Source organism: Thermosphaera sp. (genome assembly GCA_038827615.1).
In the GTDB taxonomy this organism is placed as follows: domain Archaea; phylum Thermoproteota; class Thermoprotei_A; order Sulfolobales; family Desulfurococcaceae; genus Thermosphaera.
The window spans coordinates 389,085-410,422 of sequence record JAWBNK010000001.1; the positions used below are offsets into that span (position 1 = coordinate 389,085).

25 protein-coding genes and 1 tRNA gene are annotated in these 21,338 nt (G+C 43.8%); 13 read left to right on the plus strand and 13 right to left on the minus strand.

Features of this window, described 5'->3' with window-relative positions; genetic code table 11:
* Position 1: 1 nt before the first annotated feature.
* Genes QXH45_02305 through hsp20 form a run of 4 tightly spaced genes read right to left on the minus strand, consistent with a single transcriptional unit; the run spans position 2 to position 2,917 of the window.
* Positions 2-952 carry a PfkB family carbohydrate kinase gene (locus tag QXH45_02305; GenBank protein MEM2078072.1) on the minus strand — a complete coding sequence of 317 codons (951 nt, stop codon included), beginning with the start codon at positions 950-952 and terminating at the stop codon, positions 2-4.
* On the minus strand, positions 949-1,812 hold the full coding sequence (gene udp, locus QXH45_02310) for a uridine phosphorylase (GenBank protein MEM2078073.1): 864 nt from the start codon (positions 1,810-1,812) through the stop codon (positions 949-951). Before udp ends, QXH45_02305 begins: the two co-directional genes overlap by 4 nt.
* Before the next feature lie 24 nt (positions 1,813-1,836).
* Positions 1,837-2,352, minus strand: a complete 516-nt coding sequence (locus tag QXH45_02315; protein MEM2078074.1) for a metallophosphoesterase — start codon at positions 2,350-2,352, stop codon at positions 1,837-1,839.
* 10 nt (positions 2,353-2,362) lie between these two features.
* On the minus strand, positions 2,363-2,917 hold the full coding sequence (hsp20, locus tag QXH45_02320) for an archaeal heat shock protein Hsp20 (GenBank protein ID MEM2078075.1): 555 nt from the start codon (positions 2,915-2,917) through the stop codon (positions 2,363-2,365).
* Between the two features lie 89 nt (positions 2,918-3,006).
* Between hsp20 and QXH45_02325 the strand changes: the two genes are divergently transcribed.
* Both QXH45_02325 and QXH45_02330 read left to right on the plus strand, forming a co-directional pair.
* Complete coding sequence (locus tag QXH45_02325) at positions 3,007-3,429, plus strand: secondary thiamine-phosphate synthase enzyme YjbQ (protein ID MEM2078076.1); 423 nt, start codon at positions 3,007-3,009, stop codon at positions 3,427-3,429.
* Complete coding sequence (locus QXH45_02330; protein ID MEM2078077.1) at positions 3,426-4,601, plus strand: nicotinate phosphoribosyltransferase; 1,176 nt, start codon at positions 3,426-3,428, stop codon at positions 4,599-4,601. The genes QXH45_02325 and QXH45_02330 overlap by 4 nt, the downstream gene beginning before the upstream one ends.
* A gap of 5 nt (positions 4,602-4,606) precedes the next feature.
* Here QXH45_02330 and QXH45_02335 read toward each other — a convergent pair whose 3' ends face one another.
* The gene (locus tag QXH45_02335; GenBank protein ID MEM2078078.1) at positions 4,607-5,278 is read right to left on the minus strand and encodes a hypothetical protein; all 672 of its coding nucleotides are present in this window, start codon (positions 5,276-5,278) and stop codon (positions 4,607-4,609) included.
* A gap of 66 nt (positions 5,279-5,344) precedes the next feature.
* On the opposite strand from QXH45_02335, the gene QXH45_02340 reads away from it, so the two are divergent.
* Positions 5,345-6,322 (plus strand): hypothetical protein, encoded by a 978-nt coding sequence (locus QXH45_02340; GenBank protein ID MEM2078079.1) that lies wholly within the window; start codon positions 5,345-5,347, stop codon positions 6,320-6,322.
* A gap of 179 nt (positions 6,323-6,501) precedes the next feature.
* The gene (locus tag QXH45_02345) at positions 6,502-7,866 is read left to right on the plus strand and encodes an acetate--CoA ligase (protein MEM2078080.1); all 1,365 of its coding nucleotides are present in this window, start codon (positions 6,502-6,504) and stop codon (positions 7,864-7,866) included.
* A 29-nt stretch (positions 7,867-7,895) separates the two neighbouring features.
* Here QXH45_02345 and metG read toward each other — a convergent pair whose 3' ends face one another.
* Positions 7,896-8,225, minus strand: coding sequence for a methionine--tRNA ligase subunit beta (gene metG, locus QXH45_02350; protein ID MEM2078081.1), 330 nt, complete (start codon positions 8,223-8,225; stop codon positions 7,896-7,898).
* Positions 8,226-8,280: 55 nt separating this feature from the next.
* Between metG and QXH45_02355 the strand changes: the two genes are divergently transcribed.
* Positions 8,281-9,423, plus strand: a complete 1,143-nt coding sequence (locus QXH45_02355; protein ID MEM2078082.1) for a THUMP domain-containing protein — start codon at positions 8,281-8,283, stop codon at positions 9,421-9,423.
* Positions 9,424-9,434: 11 nt separating this feature from the next.
* Here QXH45_02355 and QXH45_02360 read toward each other — a convergent pair whose 3' ends face one another.
* A complete protein-coding gene (locus QXH45_02360) occupies positions 9,435-10,133 on the minus strand; it encodes a hypothetical protein (protein MEM2078083.1) in 699 nt (232 codons plus the stop codon).
* Between the two features lie 58 nt (positions 10,134-10,191).
* Here QXH45_02360 and QXH45_02365 point away from each other — a divergent pair, with 58 nt between their 5' ends.
* Positions 10,192-11,016, plus strand: a complete 825-nt coding sequence (locus QXH45_02365) for a D-aminoacyl-tRNA deacylase (GenBank protein ID MEM2078084.1) — start codon at positions 10,192-10,194, stop codon at positions 11,014-11,016.
* Between the two features lie 4 nt (positions 11,017-11,020).
* On the opposite strand, the gene QXH45_02370 is transcribed toward QXH45_02365, so the two are convergent.
* From QXH45_02370 to QXH45_02390, 5 genes are all read right to left on the minus strand, one after another.
* A complete protein-coding gene (locus tag QXH45_02370) occupies positions 11,021-12,073 on the minus strand; it encodes a hypothetical protein (protein ID MEM2078085.1) in 1,053 nt (350 codons plus the stop codon).
* A gap of 127 nt (positions 12,074-12,200) precedes the next feature.
* Positions 12,201-12,731 (minus strand): YkgJ family cysteine cluster protein, encoded by a 531-nt coding sequence (locus tag QXH45_02375; GenBank protein ID MEM2078086.1) that lies wholly within the window; start codon positions 12,729-12,731, stop codon positions 12,201-12,203.
* Positions 12,732-12,736: 5 nt separating this feature from the next.
* Positions 12,737-12,874 (minus strand): hypothetical protein, encoded by a 138-nt coding sequence (locus QXH45_02380; protein MEM2078087.1) that lies wholly within the window; start codon positions 12,872-12,874, stop codon positions 12,737-12,739.
* Positions 12,875-12,911: 37 nt separating this feature from the next.
* Positions 12,912-14,423 (minus strand): NAD(P)H-hydrate dehydratase, encoded by a 1,512-nt coding sequence (locus tag QXH45_02385; protein ID MEM2078088.1) that lies wholly within the window; start codon positions 14,421-14,423, stop codon positions 12,912-12,914.
* Positions 14,424-14,500: 77 nt separating this feature from the next.
* Complete coding sequence (locus tag QXH45_02390) at positions 14,501-15,169, minus strand: hypothetical protein (protein MEM2078089.1); 669 nt, start codon at positions 15,167-15,169, stop codon at positions 14,501-14,503.
* A gap of 48 nt (positions 15,170-15,217) precedes the next feature.
* Here QXH45_02390 and QXH45_02395 point away from each other — a divergent pair, with 48 nt between their 5' ends.
* The 4 genes from QXH45_02395 (at position 15,218) to QXH45_02410 (ending at position 19,340) form a co-directional block, all read left to right on the plus strand.
* Positions 15,218-16,420: a hypothetical protein gene (locus QXH45_02395; GenBank protein ID MEM2078090.1), complete on the plus strand. Its 1,203-nt coding sequence runs from the start codon at positions 15,218-15,220 to the stop codon at positions 16,418-16,420.
* Between the two features lie 80 nt (positions 16,421-16,500).
* On the plus strand, positions 16,501-17,460 hold the full coding sequence (locus QXH45_02400) for a MarR family transcriptional regulator (GenBank protein MEM2078091.1): 960 nt from the start codon (positions 16,501-16,503) through the stop codon (positions 17,458-17,460).
* The gene (locus QXH45_02405) at positions 17,453-17,977 is read left to right on the plus strand and encodes a hypothetical protein (protein ID MEM2078092.1); all 525 of its coding nucleotides are present in this window, start codon (positions 17,453-17,455) and stop codon (positions 17,975-17,977) included. The genes QXH45_02400 and QXH45_02405 overlap by 8 nt, the downstream gene beginning before the upstream one ends.
* A 199-nt stretch (positions 17,978-18,176) precedes the next feature.
* Complete coding sequence (locus QXH45_02410) at positions 18,177-19,340, plus strand: hypothetical protein (GenBank protein ID MEM2078093.1); 1,164 nt, start codon at positions 18,177-18,179, stop codon at positions 19,338-19,340.
* On the opposite strand, the gene QXH45_02415 is transcribed toward QXH45_02410, so the two are convergent.
* The gene (locus QXH45_02415; GenBank protein MEM2078094.1) at positions 19,245-20,447 is read right to left on the minus strand and encodes a hypothetical protein; all 1,203 of its coding nucleotides are present in this window, start codon (positions 20,445-20,447) and stop codon (positions 19,245-19,247) included. The genes QXH45_02410 and QXH45_02415 overlap by 96 nt on opposite strands.
* 60 nt (positions 20,448-20,507) lie before the next feature.
* On the opposite strand from QXH45_02415, the gene QXH45_02420 reads away from it, so the two are divergent.
* The 3 genes from QXH45_02420 (at position 20,508) to QXH45_02430 (ending at position 21,283) form a co-directional block, all read left to right on the plus strand.
* Positions 20,508-20,864: a GNAT family N-acetyltransferase gene (locus tag QXH45_02420; protein ID MEM2078095.1), complete on the plus strand. Its 357-nt coding sequence runs from the start codon at positions 20,508-20,510 to the stop codon at positions 20,862-20,864.
* 11 nt (positions 20,865-20,875) lie between these two features.
* Positions 20,876-21,145: a MoaD family protein gene (locus tag QXH45_02425; protein MEM2078096.1), complete on the plus strand. Its 270-nt coding sequence runs from the start codon at positions 20,876-20,878 to the stop codon at positions 21,143-21,145.
* A gap of 38 nt (positions 21,146-21,183) precedes the next feature.
* Positions 21,184-21,283 (plus strand) — tRNA-Thr (locus tag QXH45_02430).
* The last annotated feature ends 55 nt before the right edge of the window (positions 21,284-21,338 follow it).

The following is a 21,338-nucleotide window of genomic DNA, read 5'->3' on the forward strand; positions in this document are numbered from 1 at the left end:
TTTAATCTCTAATCACATCTGTTAAGTCCCCTGTAAAAGGCTTAACGATGGTTTTCAACAACTGTTTCCTAAGGACTCTCTTGTCCTTGCATATAAAGCTACCTCGGCACGAAGCCTTAAGAGTTCCCGCAGCGACCCCATATTTCAACGCCCTCTCTAAATCTCCGGTCTCAATGTAAACAGAGTTGAAAACTGCGTTGAAAGCATCCCCTGATCCAGTAGTGTCCACTATCTTCTCGACAGGCTCGGCAAAGGAGTGCCATGCCTTATTATTCGTGAATGCTACCGCTCCTTTACTTCCAAGCTTCACCGCTAGAATCTCAACATCGTAATCAAGTAATCTCGTAATAGATCCTTCAGACAACGTAAATGCCTCCTCCTTGTTCAAGAAGAGCAGGTTGACATGCTTGAGGGTTTTTAAGACCTTGGATTTTGCGGTTGCAACGAACCCCCCTGGATCATAAGATACCAGCGGGACATACTTCTTAGCTACACTCGCTATCTCGCAGGCTATGCTTGGATTAATAGAGGCCATGTGAACGACATTCGACTCTTTTAAAAGTTCGAGGGGTACGTCTCCAGGGGACAACGACCTGTTTGCACCTAAAAACCGAATCATAGACCTATTTCCATCAGGGTAAACCATTATGATAACCATGCCTGGAGCGTCGTCAACGGTTTTCACATAGGTTGTGACGACTCCTCTTTCATAAACTTTTTGAAGCGCTGTTCGAGCTAGCTCGTGGTTCGATATTGAAGATATGAGAAAAGATTTATGTCCAAACCAGACCGTAGCTACTGCGTAGTTGGCTGCAGCACCGCCTGGGCGGATCTCCAGGCTCTCCGCAATTAAGCTCTCGTCAGGACCTATAGGCCTCTCCACGTATGTGACAACATCTAAATTTAGGTTCCCAACGCTCACGTGAATATAGCTTTTTGATCTACCCGTCATCTGCCACCCTTCTTAAGGTAAGTCTCCACAATGAGAGAGGGCGTTATTATTTTTCTACCCTTCCTTGCTAATTCTGCATCCCATTCGCTGAGAATTCTGACAGCTTCATTGGCAACCATTATAGCCTCCTTGACTCCTGCACCAGGGCTGAACTCGTTTGTCTCGCGATTAGCGATCGCTGCACATACGGCCCCGGCCCTTAAGTCGTAGATACTTGCGAGAGTGAAAATCACGGAAGCCTCCATCTCGAAGTTTAATACTCTGACACTTCTCAAGAAGTCTATGAGACCTCTTTGAAACGGCGGAAGGTATCCTTTGAACCCGGGCCGTTCTTGTCCCACGTAGAAGCTGTCGCTACTAGCGGTTATTCCAACGTGGTAATTAATCCCCAATGATTCAGCGGCCTCGATCAGAGCCAATGTTACATCAAGGCTTGCAATGGCGGGATACTCTGGCATGACGTAGTGTTTGCTCGTTCCCTCGAGCCTCACTGCTCCTGTGGAAATGATCAAGTCTCCAACTCCTATCTCTTTGATCAATGCTCCTGTGGTTCCAACGCGTATGAAAGTGTCGGAACCAACTCTTGCTAGTTCTTCGACGGCTATTGCCGTCGCGGGACCCCCTATGCCTGTGCTCGTGGCTGAAATGAACACGTCTTTGTAAAATCCGCTGTACGTTACATATTCTCTGTGGGCTGACACTCTCCAGCTCTTATCCCAGAAACCTGCAATCATCTCTACTCTTCCGGGGTCGCCTGGGAGGAGAACATATCGACTTACATCCCCAGGCTTTATTTCTAAATGATATTGTTTTCTATCTATAGTCTCAGGCGTACTTGCACTTTTCCAGCGCGTCTCCAAGCAAATCGCCATTTAGATACTTTATTATAGGTAGTATATTTTACTTTCCATTGAAGAAATATCGATGACCCCGTAGGAGGCGTGACCAGTCAAATACCCGCATCCCTCGCCAGGGTTCAAAACGATCTTCCCGTCCACAATTTTAATAAGGGCATTGTGAGTGTGTCCAAACAATACCGCGTCAACTCTTAAGGACTTAGCAAGCGCCTCAGCTAGTTCTTCTGTGAAACTAGCATTTCCAAATCCGTGGAAAAGGAATAATTTTCTTCCCTGAATTTCATATATTAAAGGCTCGTTGCTGAAAACCCAGCCGAATCTTTGAAAAAGAGTAGACAATAGGTAAACGTCTCCATCATTGTTTCCCTTTACGGCTACTACGTCCTTATTCCCCAATGTATCTTTCATTTTCTTCACTACGAAGGGACTAATGATATCGCCAAGGTGAATGATTAAATCTACACCATTATGTAAAAGGTTTTCAAGGATTTTCTCAACGAGAAAGATATTATCGTGGGTATCGCTTATTACTCCTATTAGCAATCGTAGCCCCTTATTCAACGCTAATCTTGAATCCCTTCTTCTCTTTACGAGCCTTCTTCATCTTAACTTCTAATACACCGTTTCTGTAGACAGCCTTAGCTGATGAAGGGTCAACTTCCGATGGCAACTCTACTTCTTTGTAATACTTTCTATTTGTATCACTCGCGCTTATCACAAGAGTTTTTCCATCCTCGCTTATCTTTGTTTCGATCTTCTCTTTCTCAACACCAGGTATCTCCGCAATAACTGTTATCTCATCACCGCTCTCGAATACATCCACCAAAGGTTCTCTCTCCTCGGTTATTATTGGTCTTCCTTTTACTCTTCTCACATTCCCGAACTCTTCGACTACGGGTTTTCCATCAGGCCCTATAGTTATCCTGAAGCCGTAAACATACGGTTTAATCCCCTGTTTCTCCAGTTCTTTCTCCAAATCTCTTAATCTCATAGGGTGGAACATCTCTTCAAACTCTCTCATAATGTCTTCGAACATTCTTTCAATGTCTCGCTCTATATCCCACCAGAAGGGTCTTCTCCTCTTTCTATAATCCCATTCATCCTCCATTAACAACACCTATATTACAAATCAATTTATCTCCTTAAATATTGTGTTATAAAACCTTTCATTCTTATAGTATTATCAAGGGGATATTTTTGAAAATCGCCATTAAAACTGTTGAATTATCTACCACTGAGAGGTTCCAGCTTGTTAATATAACTAAATATGTTGAGGTAGCGGTACAAGAAAGCGGAGTTTGCAGGGGAATAGTAGTGGTTAGCGTGCCCCATGCAACTGCCGGGGTAATCGTTAACGAGAACGAGCCAGGGCTCTTGGAAGACATCCTTCAGAAAGTAAGGGATTTTTCAGAGCCTGGTAGCAGGAAGTGGCGTCACAACTCGATAGATGACAATGCCCATGCTCACATATCTTCAGCGTTGTTTGGGCATGAAAGAGTAATGCCAGTAAACGACTGCAGACTCGTTAGAGGAACTTGGCAGGACATCTTTTTCTTGGAGATGGATGGTCCACGGGAGAAGAGACGTGTTGTAATAACCGTGATAGGTGAGAAGGAATGAGGTTTTACGTTGCTTCCGAGGAGGATTTATTGAATGGAATAGTAACAGATATCTATTTTAAGAGGACTGTGAAGATTCTAAGGACTAAAAATCTTCGAAAGAAGGTTAGAATGGAGTTTCATTCTATGAGCCTCCCGGGAGGATACGAGTGGGCAGTGTTCACAGGACTAGAGGAAGTATTGAAGCTTCTTGAAGGAAAACCGGTGAATGTATACGCAATGGATGAGGGAACAATTTTTAAAGCTGGTGAACCCTTGATGATTATTGAAGGATATCTCGATGATTTCATTTTATTTGAAACCGCCTTGCTGGGTATACTTCGCCATTACTCCAGCATATCTACCAAGGCAGCTAGATTGAAGAGGCTCGCAATGGATAAGACTCTCTTATTCTTCGGGTTGAGGGCTGTTCACCCTGCCCTAGCTCCAATGGTGGATAGGGCAGCCTTCATTGGAGGCATGGATGCGGTTTCTGGAGTTGCTAGCGAGAAATACCTTGGACTTACCCCGTCGGGGACAATGCCGCATGCATTGATAATTGCCTTTGGCGATCAGAGGAAAGCATGGAAGGCATTTGACGAGGTGATAGAAGAGAACATTCCCAGAATCATGCTTGTTGACACATTCTACGATGAAAGGATTGAGGCCTTGATGGCTGCCGAGACACTAGGGAAGAAGTTGCATGGGGTGAGATTAGACACTCCGAGTAGTAGAAGGGGGAATATGAGGAGGATCGTGGAGGAGGTTAGATGGACCCTAAACCTCTACGGATATTCAAATGTTAAGATTGTTGTGAGCGGAGGTATTGATGAAGAAGAAATAATTGAATTGAGAAATATAGTAGATGCCTTCGGGATAGGTACTAGCGTATCATTTCCCCAGAGCATTGATATCAGTGCAGACATTGTTGAAGTTTACGAAAACGGAAGATGGCTTCCTTTAGCCAAGCGAGGAAAACTACCGGGGGCTAAGCAAGTCTTCCGAAAAAGACCAGGATTGAATGATCTGGTGAGATTAATGGAGAATCCTGGCGAAGTTCCCGGTGATTATAGCCCGTTGTTGAAACCATATGTTATCGAGGGAAAAGTTGTGAGACAACCTCCCGATGTATTGAAGATTAGGGAGTACGTTTTAGATCAACTGAAAGAGTTGCCGGAACCGAGACCCATATAACTCTATCAATCTATTACAAATTTTTCTACCTCGTAGAGATTTTTGACTACTGGATACTTCATTACCGGGTCTTCCCACGGGAACATCCACTGCTTCCCAAATTCTCTTCTGACGAGAGTTAGACGAGGATCTTTTCCAAGCTTGAGATCTATTTTGAACAGGTTAATGGGCTTGTCATCAACGTATATCAGTCTTGAAGGATTGTATTTTCTTAAAAGATAGTCTAACGCTTCATCTCTTGACTCGAAGTCTTCTCCAACGATCAAGATTTCGTCGAAATATGGTTTGAAACCATCTACTTCGACCCTCCAACTCTTAAGCCCAGGGATGTCGTCCATATACCCGACATGGACGACTACAAAACCCTTACTCCGCATTGATTCCAGGGCCTTGAAAGAGCCCGGAAGTACTACGGTATTCTCGATCCTCCTCTCCCAATATTTAATTAATAATTCATTCATAGCATCGTGTGAAAGGTTTAGAACGCTGGGCCACCAATCTATTCTCAAAAGCCCCCATCCCTCAGAGAGATACTCCATATATAGAAGGTATCTTCCAAACACATCTCCAACGCCTGTGAGTTCCGGGAGGTCTTTCAAATAGAAGTCATCTATGCCAAAGTAGCTATCTACAAGCACTCCATCGTAATCTAATGCGACGACGGTCCCGCCTGTCAACTACTCCCCTCTCCCGGTCTCTGCATAGATAAGCTCATACAATCATAATTAATAAACGGTGATAAAATGGTTTTAGACCACTATTACGTTAGGACAACAGGTAACTGCTACGGGGTAATTGTTGGCAACGATCATGCGCCATTTTATTACATAGGTTACTTAAAGTATTGTCAAGCCAGCGTAGAAACCCTCTGGAAGGATTCGTACGGATTTTACACAAGACTCGTGAAGATTTACACTCCAAGTCAAGTCCACGAGAGTACTGGTTGGAAACAATATATCCCATACTATGATTCATTAATACCGATAATTCCATCTTCCGTGATCCTAGAGGTATACGATCCTATAATGAGGACACGTGAACTGTTTTCTAGACCAACTGATCCGCTGGAAACAGAGGCTTCACGCCTTCTTGACATACTTCACAATTGCACGGGATTGTCCACTGGAATAGGTGTCACGGGTTCTCTCTTGCCAAGGATTCACAATCCGTTTAAGAGCGATATTGATCTCGTTGTCTACGGGTGGAGAGAGTCTGTGAAAGCTATCGAATGTTTAAACGAGGTTGATTTGCTAAGACCATTTGAGGGGTCCTTACTTAGAGAGTGGGCTTTAAGAGTCTCAGAGAATACTGGAATATCTGTTAGGACTGCCGAAAAACTCTACCGCAAGTATAGAAGGGGATTGTTCCACTCGTTGGCCTATTCAATAATATTCGATAGGGATTACGGGGAGAGCATTCTATTGAAGCCATCATACCATACCCTAGGAGTAATAATAATAGTGGGCGTGATAGAGGGAGGGTTGGAGGCATTATCTTACCCGTCTTCCTCGAAATTATCTCAGTATGTGATCGTCAAATCATCGGTGAACCCCCCGTATCCTATCGATGAAATCGTTAGTTTTGACTCCTTATACATCCCTGTATTATTTGAGGGAGGTAAGGCACTGATCAAAGGCTTGCTCCAGTGTAGTAGCGTGACTGAGTCTTGCAGAATCTTGGTCGGAGGAGTTGAGGAGAAAGGATTCATTGAACCTGAATAACGATTTAATACCTTTGTTTCTTAATGGCTCCAAGGTTGTTTGGAGTGGCCGGCTTTGATCATTACATTATACTGATATTTAATGAATAAGTGGGCAGAAAGGTTTACACATGTTGATTTACCATGTGCAATAATTTATATATGAGGACATAAATACGACAGCATGGTGAGGTGCTTATCATGGTGAAAGCTCTCTTCGAGCCTAAGAGCATAGCGGTGGTCGGTGCGAGCAGGTCGCCCGGCAAGATCGGTCACGTTGTCCTCAAGAATATACTATACTATGGATATTCCGGGAAGATCTATCCAGTAAATCCCAATGCAGATGAGATCTTAGGTTTGAAGGCGTATCCCTCAATCTCAAGCATACCAGACGAGGTTGACGTGGCAGTAATAACCGTTCCTGCTCAGGAAGTTCCCCCGATCATTGAAGAGTGCGGTAGGAAAGGGGTTAAGGTAGCAGTCGTGATTACGGCAGGATTCTCGGAAGTTGGAAACGTTGAGATGGAGGAAAAAATGGTTGAAACAGCTCGAAAATATGGTATGAGGATTTTAGGTCCAAACATCTTCGGCTACGCATATACTCCATTGAATATCAACGCGACATTCGGGCCTCTGGAACTCTCGAGAGGAAATATTGCTTTTATAACTCAGAGCGGGGCTTTAGGGATAGCCTTAATGGGCTGGACGATAATGAACGAAATAGGATTGTCGGCTCTTGTAAGCATTGGAAACATGTCTGATTTAGACGTCATAGAGCTTTCAGAGTACTTAGCAGAAGATCCTAATACAAGAGTTATTACTATTTATCTTGAAGGATTGAAGCCTGGATACGGTAGGGAGTTTGTCGAGAGAATGTCAAAGGTTACAAGGAAGAAGCCTGTTATAGTGATAAAAGCGGGGAGGACTCAAAGAGGTGCTTCGGCTGCGGCCAGCCACACTGGAAGCCTAGCTGGAAGCGATTCTTTATATGAGGCCGCATTCAAACAAGCTGGAATAATTAGAACATACACTGTGGAGGACATGTTTGATGTTGCTCGCGCGTTCGCCTTACAACCATTGCCGAGAGGCGATCGAACGTTAATAATTACTAACGGAGGAGGTGTAGGAGTCCTAGCCACGGATGCTGCAGAGCTCAATAATGTCAGACTCATAGATCCTTCGCCAAGCTTGAAGGAGAAGCTAAAGGCCTCTATGCCTTGGTTCGGTAGCCCGAAGAATCCTGTAGATTTGACGGGGCAGGCAAATGCGGATAACTATCTACAAGCGCTTAGAACAGCGCTCGAGTCGGATGAAGTCGATAACATAGTCTTACTTTATTGTAGGACAGCCATATTGGATCCGAGGGAGCTGGCAAAGGCTATAATTCAATTCTACAAGGAATCAGGGGCCTCCAAGCCCATCGTCGCCGGATTCGTGGGCGGCGAAGATACTTATGAAGCAATAAGGTTGCTGAACCGTAATGGGATACCTGCTTACGCTGCACCGGAGAGGGCAGTGTATGCATTGTCGAGGATGATATGGTACGGTAAATACCTCAGTAAGTAATATAGATTATGATTGTTAAAAGAAAAATCCTACATTAACCTGCTTCCTGCTGGAACAGTTTTTTCAACGGTGGCTAAGACAGGTGGGTCTGTATCTGTTGCCAGAAGCATGCCCCTGCTCTCCAGCCCCATCATTTTCTTCGGCTTAAGGTTTGCTACTATGATTACGTTTTTTCCAATGAAGTATTCAGGGGCGTACCATTTCCCGAGTCCCGCTATGATTTGCCTCTCTCCGAGGGGTCCAAGATCGACAACCAACCTGATCAGCTTCTCGCTCCCTGGCACCCTCTCTGCGGTCTTCACTACCCCGACTCTCAACTCAACCCGTGAGAACTCGTCAATTCCAATCTCCTGGGTCATGGTATCACCTTAATACTTGGTTTGATTAATCATAAAACAAACGGGCATGGTATATATGTTTAACGCTATAATGATAAGGCCCGGAGAGTACATGGTTAGAGCTCATACTAGAAGTGCACACTTGTCCCGATTGAAAGAAAGCATTATCAGGGGGCTTAAGAGACATGGTCTAAGCGCACGGGTCAGAGTCGTCAGCAATGTAAGAGTAGTCTTAGAGGATCTTTCCTCACCGGTCGACGAGTTCGTAAAAGTTCTAAATTTCACTCCAGGAATTTCTTCGTTTAGTCCTGTTGTAAGAATTGGAGGCAACTTTTCTAATCTTGTCGAGACAATCGTTGACATAATAAAGGCTAATCATGCAAGGAGATTCAAGATTGAAGTCCAAGGAGATTTTCGCTCTAAGAAAGATTTTACGGCTCTATTATCAAAGGCCGTTGCAGACGCGTCGGGATGTATGATCGACTTGGCCGAGCCAGACTTAACTATTGGAGTGGACATACGAAAGACAGAGACATACGTCTTCACAAGAGTATACAAGGGGATTGGCGGGCTTCCATATGGAAGCCAAGGATGTGGAGTAGTGCTTTTCTCGGGAGGCGTGGATTCAGCAGTTGCGGCGCTACTAGCTTTGAAAAGAGGATTAGCTTTGATACCCGTATTTATCGACATGACGCCTTACTGGAGCGTGAAGGCTCGTGAGAGGGCGCTCGAGGGTTTGAGCCTACTGGCCTCTAAGACTCCTTGGGATGAGCTCAAGATTTACATTGTCAGAGACGCCTGGAAGTTGTTAAAGCTATTCAACATACCAGACAAGTATAGGTGTTTGGCGTGCAAGATCAACATGTATAGGATAGCAGGGTTGATCGCTGAAAAGGAAAATTGTAACTTTATAGTGACGGGCGAGTCCTTAGGGCAAGTGGCCAGTCAAACATCCAGTAATCTGAGAACCCTGGACTCTCTCGCGCCTGCGCCAGTTCTTAGGCCATTAATCTTTACTGATAAGGAAGAAATAATTGGCAAGGCTAGAGAGTTCGGCTTTTCATCCCTTTCACGAGAAGTGGGAGGGTGCAGTCTTAAGCCAAGCAACCCCGCAACCAGCTCTGATGAAAGCGTTGTCCTACTTCTACAAAAGTTCCTAATGGAGACGGAAAAGGAGGCATCGGCCATCGTGTCTGGGTCGGAAATCGTTTACATGTAATAGTTTCAACCTTAACGCCTTCCGCTAAGCTCGAGAAATAATTGCAAAGGGGGTTTGCTCGCAGCCATTAAGTTCAAGGCCTCAACGCTTCCCACTATATCAGGATCTTTCTCGATCGGCAAGACTTGTTTCAATGAATAATACAGTTCATTCAGCCTCTTCTTTCCCTCCATCAATATTTTATTAAACTCCTCTACGAGAAGAATCAACTTCTCATTGTTCACGACAACTTCGTCCTTTGTCTTCAATAATTGTGATACCCAAATGCCTGTCGCCAACTCAATTATGACTCCTTTGGTTTTACTGACGTGTAAAATTCCACTGTGCTTGTACCCCAATTCCCTTGCTGTTTTTAAAATTTTTAAACCAAGACCCGGCTCCAGTGTTGACAAATGGATTATAGGACCTGTCACGATGAACCAAAGCTTCCTCAATACTTTACCATGATATACTCTCAATACTTCATCAGGTGTTATTAGCGTGTGTTTTTTGAATAATATCTCTGTATCCCCTCGGCTCCATGGAAATTCGCCCTCTATTAACGTGATCCTACCGCTACAGCTGCTCATGCTGTAGATTTTAGAATCCAAGTTCAGCAATAAGAGTAGCGGAAGGAGATCTTTATCCAAGTAACCTATTTCCAAATCCTCTAGCATTCTGTTCCAAAAAGCTAATTTTCTCTTTCTCCACGTGACCGTGTTTATTTTCATGTTATTACCAATATTAATAAAACGTAATGGATTAATAACTGCATTCAGGTGTATATGAATGTATGGTCTAGTATACAGCGTTAACGATCCAGCAGGGCTCGGGATCGCGAGGATCTTGAAACAATATTTGTCGCTTGAAAAGGGGAGTGTTTGTAGAAATGCAGAGGAATGTTTTATTGGTTCAAACCTTGTGCTAGCGGGCTTTAAGGAAGACGTGATTTACTTCGATTTCTTGGATGAGAGAATGCCTAATGATGTCTCCATTTATATAGTTCTTTCAAGACACTCAAGCGAAGCAGGCGTTAAGAGCTACACTGTTCATCATACAGGTAATTTCGGCGATGAGGCTTTATACGGGGGGCGTCCCAGAGAACTGGGGGTTTCGTCCCCGAAGACCTCGTGGCTCCTCCTGAGACAGCTTTATAAAAACCGGGAGTTTTTCAAGCGGTTGGACTACGAGGTAAGCTACGAGGCGACACATCACGGGCCCACATCAGTGTCAAAACCAATAGTTTTCATCGAGATAGGAAGCACTGCGCAAGAATGGAACGAGATCCTAAACCATCAGGTTGTTGCATCATCCATAAAATCATTCCTTTTGGAAACCAACGCTCACGAATGTGAGCCCTACATAGGGGTTGGCGGCGGACATTACCCGAGAAAACATACCGAGATTGCTTTGAGGGATAAGATATGTTTTGGACACATAATACCCAAGTACGCGCTCCAATATTTATCATTGGAAATCCTGGATCAAATGATAGGGAGAAGTGATTGCGAGTTAAGAGGAGTTGTCGTGGAGAAGAAGGGGACACGGGCGGAGCATAGAGCTTTGGTAGAAGAATTTGGAAAGGCAAGGGGGTTAAAGCTCGTTTATGTTTAATCTCTCATTGGAACCTACTTGCAGTAATATTTAAGTCTTGGAACCACGTTTTAGTCAGCTTTCGCCATACAATTCTAAGCACGAACTGGTTTAATGCTTCCGGGGATTTCAAGAGTATTCTCTTGTGTAACTCGGAACCTGGAGGTAGTGTCTTGGTTTCTTTTTCAACATAGATTGTTTGGCCTTTGTGAAGGACTGTGTAAACTAAGCTGTCAGGAGAGGATTCGCCCGTATTTTTCAATGTGAACTCCAACTCTATTTTCTCATGATCTATCTTAACATTCTCAATTGTAGCTTCTAAAACAGGAGTTTTCATCACGCTTATATAACTAATTACGCTAGATAACAATACATATCTACTCTTCAAGCCTTTAGCGCCATCTTCAACAGCAAGGTATATCGATTCTTTTTCATTCGCTGTCAAATCGTATTCTTCGAAACTGTTGTGAAGGGAAAGGCGAATAGGTTTCTCGCCGACGAGAAGCACTGGTGTAACCTCTTTCGATGATGAGCCGTAAATTATCTTTATATTCGAGAAGCTCCGTGCATCAGCGTCTTTAATCTTGATTTTTTCACCTGGTTTGATCCTTGCTAGACCCGATCTATAGTTTAATTCGACCACACCATCCTCTGATTCGTAAATGGTCAATAGCATGATATTTTTAATCGAAAATGGGGAACCCCCTTCATGTTTTAATGTGATGTTAACCCAGTTTTTGCCCATGGACTCGTCCACATTTAGTATGCTTGTTATATCGAAAACGAATTTGAATAATCTAGTCGAGTCAACCTCTGCAGTGAACATCGGTTTGAACTCCTTTGTTACATTAATCCCATTGACTTTAACCTTCCAATCTATCTTATTATCAGGGGATTCAACTATCATCTCCAATATTCCTAGTTGAATTGGGGTAAAATTTCGGTTAGGAAGTCCTATCGGAATGGTTACCTTCTGAGCAGAACCCCCTCCCAAACTTATCTCTGAATTCCTGAAATCAATGTGTAGGTCTCCCCTGAACGATTTATTTATCATTATTGGTACTCCTTCTTCGCTCATCAAACTCCCCGTTTCAAAATTATTATTTGGGGTAAGGATATTAAATAAGGGATGAGGAAGCCCTGCCGCGAGAGATAGTAGATGATCAACAAGAACCCCTGGCTGACCACTACCCCTTCCACGTATTCTATAATTGAGACTCTTTACAGACAGTATCCACGACTTCCTCGAGCGCCCTTATGGGTTCATAGCCCTTTTCGAATATGAGATTAAATAACATGTTATAATGTTTTGAAACTTCTTCAGAGTATTTTCTTAAATCATCCCATGGAGGATTAACAGGTTCTCCCTTCCCCACTCCTGGACAAATGCTTGAAAGGTATACTTTATCCAGTATATTGGGGCCGTAAGGGATGAAGGGGAAAAGCCTACATCTCATTGGCCTGGCCGGATAGATACTGCATGAGGGAAGTCTATTGGTTTTAACTAAAAACGCGCATTTATTCCTATCGCCTCTCAAAAATGGTATTGGGATATGATCGGCTACGAGAGCATTTATGTATTTACCAACCAACTGCCGCCATTCGACATTCAGGTACTTAGCTATCCTACAAATATCGTAGGATGTTAATGTCACATTCGGTCCACTGTTACAGCAAACCCCGCTTCTCTGGCATTGAAAGAGCACTTTTTCTCCTTGTTTGACTTCCCTGCTCAACTCAACTACCCGCAGATGCCTTTAAGAGGGCATCTCGAACATTTAGAACCTGTAAGTTCGTAATATATTTCCTCTCCTTCATCATCGAGGATGATCCCAGGCACAAAGACCTCTTTTTTCTTCCCTTTATCTTCTTTGTTCAATATCCCATCCTCAATTATAACAATGTTTTAACGCTTTTTAACCATATACTTGTTTATGAATCTCGAGTGATTTATTCTTCACTAACGGGATAGTCTTTAGGATATTTGAGGCAGTGACGCTCTTATTGTTTCTAAGAAGGTAGTCACCTGCCAAACCATTCAAGTAAGCACCTATGCAAGCAGAGTGGAAGAGATTTTTCACCTGAGGTATTAGTCCGGCTACAAGCCCCGTTAACACGTCCCCAGTGCCTCCCACAGCCATGTATGGGTTACCGGTTTTATTGAAGCGTACGGTTTTCCCATCACTTATAATGTCTACTGGTGCTTTAAGCAATACGATAGCGTTGAGTTTCTCGGCTACATCCTTGACTGCCTTGGAATCAGATATAACATCATCGCCAACCGGTATCCCGGAAAGAGCTCTAAACTCTCCTCTGTGGGGTGTTAAAACAGCGTTTCCGTTGAAATCCGTAATGCCGAGCTTAATCACTTTCAGAGCATCAGCGTCAACAACCAGCGGGATCTTTAATTCTATGAGTTTCGGAATCAGGGCTTGCAAAGCCTCTAGAGTTTCATCCCTGCTCCCAAGCCCTGGTCCAATAGCTATGCTGTGTGGTTTCAACTCTTCAACGTATTTCACAATGGTGGGAAGAGAAGATGGGGTGAGGAATTCGCCATCGTACGATAAGGTTATTATATCCGGCGAGAAACTCGCTACAATGTTCCTTATCTCCCTTGGAACGATCAAGAATGACAGATCTACACCGGCTTCTAGAGAGGCTCGAGCCGTCAAGTAAGCTGCACCTACATATTTTGAGCTTCCGGCGATTATTACCACCCTGCCTGACGAACCCTTATGTGCTTCTCTGGGACGCTTGGGGATTCTATATAAAACATCACCAGGCCCAACGTACTCTTTTGCCTCTCTAGGAATTCCGATGTCTGCGATGATTACTTCTCCCGTATAATTCGGATTCCGGGTCAGGCCCGGCTTTAAGTCGTGGAAGGTGATAGTGAAGTTTGCCTTGAAAGCAACTCCGTGGACTTCGCCTGTGTCAGGATCGAGACCGGATGGAGTGTCCACGGCTACTTTTAGAGACGCATTGGCATTGTTAGCTTTTTCGATAATAGTTTTTACAGGATCGCGTAAAACACCTTTAACTCCAGTACCTAAAATCGCATCTATGATGACGTCCCCATCTTCTAGGACTTTCAACTCCTCGAAACCCCGAATCTTCACGCTTTCGATTTTCTTAATAATTTTGAAGTTGAGCAGGGTGTCTGGATGCTCGATCTCTGATGGGGGGAATGCCAGAAGAACCTCAACCGGGTAACCTTTCGATGATAAATATCGTGCCGCTACCAGCCCGTCCCCGCCGTTGCCTCCTTTACCAACCATCACTACTATGGAGGAACCTATCCTTCCTTTTAACTTTGAATCAACGAAGTCAGCCACTCTGCTTCCAGCGGCTTCCATCAACAAAGTTGTCGAAACTCCTAGAGCCGCAGAATTTGTTTCAAGGATCTTCATCTCTAGGGTCGTAATCATTACACCACCATATTTACTATTATGGTTAAATAATGTAAAATACGTGAGCATTCAAAAACGGTGAGGAGGGGTATTGGTTAAATTTTAACTACGTGTCTTAACGGAGTGTTCTCCGGGACAACTTTTAAAAGAGTTTCATCCATGATATTCTCGGTTGAAACGAAGAGTTCTCCCCTCGATGTTGAGATAACGCAAGAATTTCCTTCTAGTCGACCAATAGCCTTACATGATTCATGCATAAGCTGGGTAAGCCCTTCTCTGATTGAGAGCATGAAAGCGCTCCAATACTCTAATCCTGCGTCCTTCAACTCTGTATTTCTAGATGACCTGATGTAGAAGTGGAAGACATCAGTGTTCACGGGCTCCATATTCAGCAAGAGAATCTGATTGTCATACTTTAAAAACAAACTTAGCCCTCCGTAAATTATAGAGTAAGCAAGCACTTTATCGAGCGGATCGGCGTCACTGATTCCACCTCTTACTATCATGGAGCAGACCCTAAAGATTTCAGATGGTTTCATTTCTAAAGGGATATTATGGAAAGCAATCCAGCTTTCTCCCCTCCTTAGGAAGTTAACTCTGTAGTTTGCGAGGGGGAGAACGATGAAGCCGGGATTGTTCGCAACGCTGGTTTTTCCCATTAAAACTGGTGTTGGACAGCTATAAAGTTCATCGTAAATCCACAACCCACTCCACCGAGATGATCGTTTCAACGGGGCGGAACGATCTTCGATTGAAATTATCAATTAGCCCTTATTTAAAACAAACGATATAACAAGGGTTGGTGAAGATGCATGAAACGGGTTCAATCAATATCCGTGTTCGCATTAGTAATCGTATTAGCATCAATCATATCACCAGCAGTATCGCTTGCAGAGGAGATATCGAGCGGGGATGAAAAATATGTTGGGGACGTTGTCGTCGGCGGGGAGTATTACGGGCTGTACAAGATGGGAATCAGCTTTAGCGAAGCCTTAGACCTCGCCTACACTATTAGAAACCTGACTTACGAACTCCTTCAATGGGAGATGAGCAAAGGGATTCAAGCGGCCAATGTCAGTTTGATCAGAGGAGACGTCTTCCTAGCCAAGGCTTTAGAGCTAAGCCAGAACAATACTGAAAGAGCAACAGTGTTCGCCATCGTCGCGGCTATTCACTATAGTCACGCCCCGGCCTTCGCAAACCCGGTGCTTGCCAAGGTGATACCGCCTACGCTGGATGAGAATGGTAATATTACTGTAGCAACCGTTGAAGCAGTGCTTGGTGTAGCCGGTGAGTTAAAACAGCTGCTACTAGCGGAGATCGAAGAAGTGGAGAACTGGAACCTAACGTTGCCGGCTCTAGTAAGCTTCCACATCGAGAGAGGGGACAACCTGACCAATAAGGCGCAGGAATTAATTGAAACAGACATCACCGAGGCATTCAGACACGCTGTTGCCGGCTATAGAGCATACGTGAGGGCCTACGCAGTGCTAGTCAAGGGTGTTTTTGCTCAGAAAGTAAGGCTCGCCACAGCTGATGACGAAGACATTACTCCAAGGCTAATAGCCCCAAGGAGTCTTAGACTACAGCTCGACATCGCTACTCAGAGACTGCCGGCTGAAATCAGGGAGAGGGTTAGAGCCAAGATAGAGGCAGGAGAGATAAGGAACTTCAGGGAACTTGCCCAGTATTTGAGAGAGGAGGCTATTCAGTTAAGGATGAGGTATAGGAAGGCACAGGTCGATGCAGTGGCGAGAATCCTAACAGACTTTGCTATTAAACTAGAGCTTAGACACCCAATTGTAATGAGGGCTTGGAGGAACGCCAACAACATTACCAATATTACACAGTTATATCAATACTGCTACCAGCTAGTCGAGAGAATATCTAATGAGACTAATACCACTGGGCTTCAACTACTCTATATGAGTCTGTATCAGTTCCAGCTACAGCTTAGCTTAAACATTAGGGAAATGTTTGAAAATGAACTTGTGAGAGTGAAAATGGGATATTAGTTTTTTAAAAATCCCATCATTTCATATATCATTTTTGGTTGTGTTTTATGCGATTGTTTTTGAAAACTATCATCTTTACCGTGGTGCTCGTTTCCGTTTTCGGAAATTGTATTATAACTCACGGAGAAGTAAGCTATGGGATTTCTCTTACCTTAATTTATGATGTTACGCTAAACAGCGGCATCATGGAGTTAAAGCTCGAAATTCGGGATGCGGCGGCCCCAACTCTATTTGAAATACCATTATACTTTCTAGGGGAGGAAGCGACGTTCAGCGTGATAAACCTCTCGTACACTCCTCTTGAAGGATACGTCATATATGAATATAATGAATCAACAAGAATCTTGGAGATCATGGCGTCAAATATTTCAAGTTTTTCGGCGTGGATTCTCGTTGAAAACATGTTAGAGGAATACGCGCCTGGGGTGTACGGATTTTTCCTAGACTTGAATAATTTCTCCAACGCCGGGGCAACCAGCCTGAGCATGTATTTCTATGGGAATTACGACGTTATTGTCGAAAACCTGTCCGGCGGGTCTTACGGGGGCAATGTATTCTTTTCCAGCCCCTTCACTCTTCTCCAGATCGAGAGACCCGGGGCCTACTTTGTCTTACTCAAAGTTAAGCTCGAAGAAAACACCACAACCATGCCAATTCAGCAGCACGAGGGATTCTTCCCCATTCTGCTTCTCATAGCCACTTTGTTGGTAGGCGGGTCGGCAGGGGTGGTATTCGTTCTATGGCGGAGAAACTACAGTATTAGACTCGAAACAGTGTCCGCTCGAGACATATTGAGCGACGAGGTAGTGAGAGATATAATCCTAGCCCTGGGCAGGGCTGGTGAAAAAGGTCTTCAGCAATCAGAGCTGGTCAATATCACGGGTAGGCCGAAATCGAGCATTAGTAGGAGAATAAAAAGGCTTGAAGACGAAGGCCTAGTCGATGTTGTGAGGGCCGGTAAATACAATTACCTCAAGCTGACGGATAAGGGCTTTGAAACATATCGTAAAATAGCTTCCAGGGAGAAAAGAAATGAGTGAACCCGTTCCAGTCTATGCTAACGGTTTTTTCATTGTGCAAGAAGACGGCATATTCAATGAAATAATTCTTTACGAGTACTATGATCCCAGTCAATATTATGCTTCCATAGTTGAGAACGATGAGAGACTTGAAGAAGAGATAGAATTGCTCACTCGGAATATGCAATTCTACTTAGACTTAGAGAAGGTGATGGTTAACGGGGTGGAATCTCCCCCAGTGGTTTTGAATGTAAGTATCGGTTTCAGGGGTTCTTCTACTCGACCCTACGTTACGTTCTTAATATCTTTTAAAGGGAAATTAGTGAGAGGATTCAACACTTATGAAAACTACTATGATAAAGAGGTAGCAGAGTACGATTATGAAGTAGTATGGCTTTTCCCGGTTCGAGCAAGGGTTATTGAAGCCGACTTAGGGTTTCCCTATTTGGTTGAAGGAGGGGGAAGAGTTCTGAGATTTGGGGTTAGGAAAGGCTCTCAAATACGAGGCTATGAAAAGATTGTCTTCGAACTCGTTTAAAGTTACTGTTATAATCTCGTAGAGATATATCATGAATTCGGCGGGGTTGATGCGTGGGGACCTCCCATGAGGGAGGGTTCCTGAATAATGATGTGGGGCCAAAGCGCTGAACCCGCCTCATAGGTTAGAAGGGTGCAATGATGATTACGCCATCGGAAGAGCCTCGTGATTGGACTCGATCATGCTGAGGAGGATGAAATTGAATGGTGGCTCTCTCTACTGGAAATACCCTTTCCTGGTTGGTTTAGAGGACGTTTTAAATTCTCCATACACAGTCCTACCTGGTTTAATCGGATCTCCCGAGAGTCCGTTTTATGAAAAAATCCTTACATATTTCAAATCCATAATCGAGAATATGTCACTACCGAGTGATGACGTATATCAGGACTTTTATTCTGAAGTAATTGTGTTTTATTCTCTTGGCTTAATTTCCAGGGTGATCGATAGTACCCAATTGATGAACAGAGTTGCCGTGGCGTATTCTAAAAGAGCTGGCACGTTTCTTAGAACAGAGGAGGACGACACTTTAGTGGAGGTTGCACGGAGGATTGGAATCCGCGTTCAGAAACCCTTGCAGATTCAGCTAATACCTCGCGTAAAAGAGGATAGATCTGGAAGGAAACAATTAGAATTGGATCATTATTCGTATGGATTACCATTGTTAGACTTCGTTAAGCTCGTAGTAGGGAGGCTGGAACAGGATTCATCATATAACCTAGCTAGTCAAATCGTTCACGAAGGATTGGTGTTAATAGACCGTAGGAGGCTAGTGAGGCTTGTTGAAGAGGGATGTTATATCCACATACTCACCACTTATAAGAGCCTACCAACACTTTCCGATGACAAATTACGCGAGATCAAAAGATTGATCGAAGAATTGCAAAACATTTTTGAAACCGCTAAATGGTGGAGAAAAAGCATTATTCCCAGGCAAGCTTCAACTGAGGAGATTACAGTGGTAATCGAAGACGCGTTTCCCCCGTGTATTAAGAAAATCATGAATACTGTTAAGTCGGGCGGAAACCCTAGTCATGAGGAGAGATTCAATCTTGCGACATTCTTGCTAAATATAGGATATTCCCCCGATGACGTGATAGCGTTATTGAGGAGCACGGCCGATTTCAACGAGAAGATAGCAAGGTACCAAGTTGAGCATTTAGCCGGGATGAGAGGAAGTAAACGCAAATATAAACCCTATAATTGCGATAAAATGAAATCTGTTGGGATGTGTCCTATTTCAGGCTATTGTGAGGGTGGCAAACACCCGTTATCTGTTTACACCCATAATGCTAAGCTTCTGGAAAAATCTTCGAAGAAGGCGCATGAGATTGAGAGACCGCGATCTCCACCCGACTCTGAATAACTTGTCCACCGCTACATAGGCAAGGTATGATGCAACCCCGTTGAATACCAGCGTTGTAGCAATATAATCAATTGAAGGGGGAACGTATCTTGGGTTAACTCCCTTTTCCGGGAAACCCGGTTTAAAAACCTTTGAAAGGTTCTTGTTGAACGTGAATATAAGGTCAGAACACATAGAAGGAGCCTTGGAGTAGTAAATGGTTGACCCAATACTTAGATAAGTATTCATCTCGATGTTTAGGGATTCGATGTTTACTTCTTCAGGAGTATTGATTACTGCGAAGCATGTTTTTGGTTTACTAAACTTCACAAGCAACGTGTTGTTTCCTTCTATGGCGACATTTAGTATTTCTGAATCGCCTGTAAACGGGTGTATGATGACCAAACTTCCGCTTACACCAATGTCATCAACCAGGAAATCGTAGACATCGCGTGAAAGTATTCTTCTAAACACTCCTCTAGGATTCTCAAGGTAGACTACCGAGTGAAGAACAAGTGAATCGCCTCCATCGACTTGTATCTGTTCTTCGAAACTTACTAGAACCGGCACCCTGGTCAAAGGCTCAATGTAAAGATTCCAAATCTGATCACGGCTTTCGTTGAACATTATTATTTTCATTTGAAATACGTAATGAGCGGTGTCTACATCCATCCTAGTGAAACCTTGAAGGTTATATGTTGAGGGATACTTAGCTATATCGAAGGTCCCGTTTCTAAGCAGAAGCACATATGGCTCGCTGGAACAATCGGTCTCCATAAGGAATGGTGTTGAAGGGGGTTGAAATGATTGGTTTTCTGGTTGAATAGTAATTGAGATGGAGCTAACGTTTAAAATCGAAGAGCACGCGACCCGATTAAGACTTGGAAAATTGATCGAGAGATTAACAAAAACTTCGTATTCATACGTGACAGCAACGGATTCGATATTTTCCTCCCCGACCACCTCCTCCGCGCCTTTCCCATATCCCGTAATACTAGTGTATCCTTTGAAACTCAGCAAGAGAATCTCGTTTTTTGACTCCACATCTTCCTGAGCAGTTATATGAGCAACGTGGAAAACTATTAAGCAGATGAGTGCTAGGACTAGTCCGATTCTCATCGCGATCACTCATAAACATTTAGAATTATAACGGAAAAATGTTAATAAGTCTAAAAGAAGGTGGCACCCATGGAAGTTGAAATGGGACATACATCCACGGTAGTATTCGCCAAGATAAAAGGTAGTGAGGAGAAAGCTTTTTTAAGATACCAGATTGAGAACGGCTCGATGATTCTAGTTGAGACGTACACTCCGCCCGAATATCGGGGTCAGGGGATCGCAAGGCGTCTGGTCGAATATGCGGTTAATCTGGCGAAGGACAGGGGCCTAACGATCATTCCCGTGTGTAGCTATGCGGTATACTTCTTCATGAAGAATAAAGATTTCAGGGGGGTTCTGCATCCGCAATATCGAAATCTGACGGATGATGAGTGGAGTAAATTAATGGAAGAGGCACTTTCCCGGGAAAAATCAAAGCCACGGTAAGGTCTATCGAGATGCGGAGGATAAGAGTAAAATACCTTCTCTGGCTGGCGGAAAAGGCAGGGACAGCAGGCGAAGAATTGGTCTTGAATGATGGGAGTCTCAGAGAATTGTTGGAGCTGATTAAAAAAGTGCGTCCGGGTCTTTCGAAATACATGGAGGATATATTGAATGGGGTTTCCGAATTAATTCTTTTAGTAAATCATAATCCCCCAGCCAGCTTAGAGGTGCATCTCAAGGATGGTGATGAAGTAGTGATCATGCCACCAGTCTCCGGAGGGTAAGGTTAAAAATCTCCAAAGCATTTCTAAAGAAATATTGAGCCGCCGTAGCTCAGCCCGGTGGAGCGCCGGCCTTGTAAGCTTTTGTGTTAGGCCCGTCGAGAAAGCCGGTGGTCGCGGGTTCAAATCCCGCCGGCGGCTTATGAACGAATTCGTTTTGTAAAGAGTTTTATAGTGTTTCATAACATAATTTATT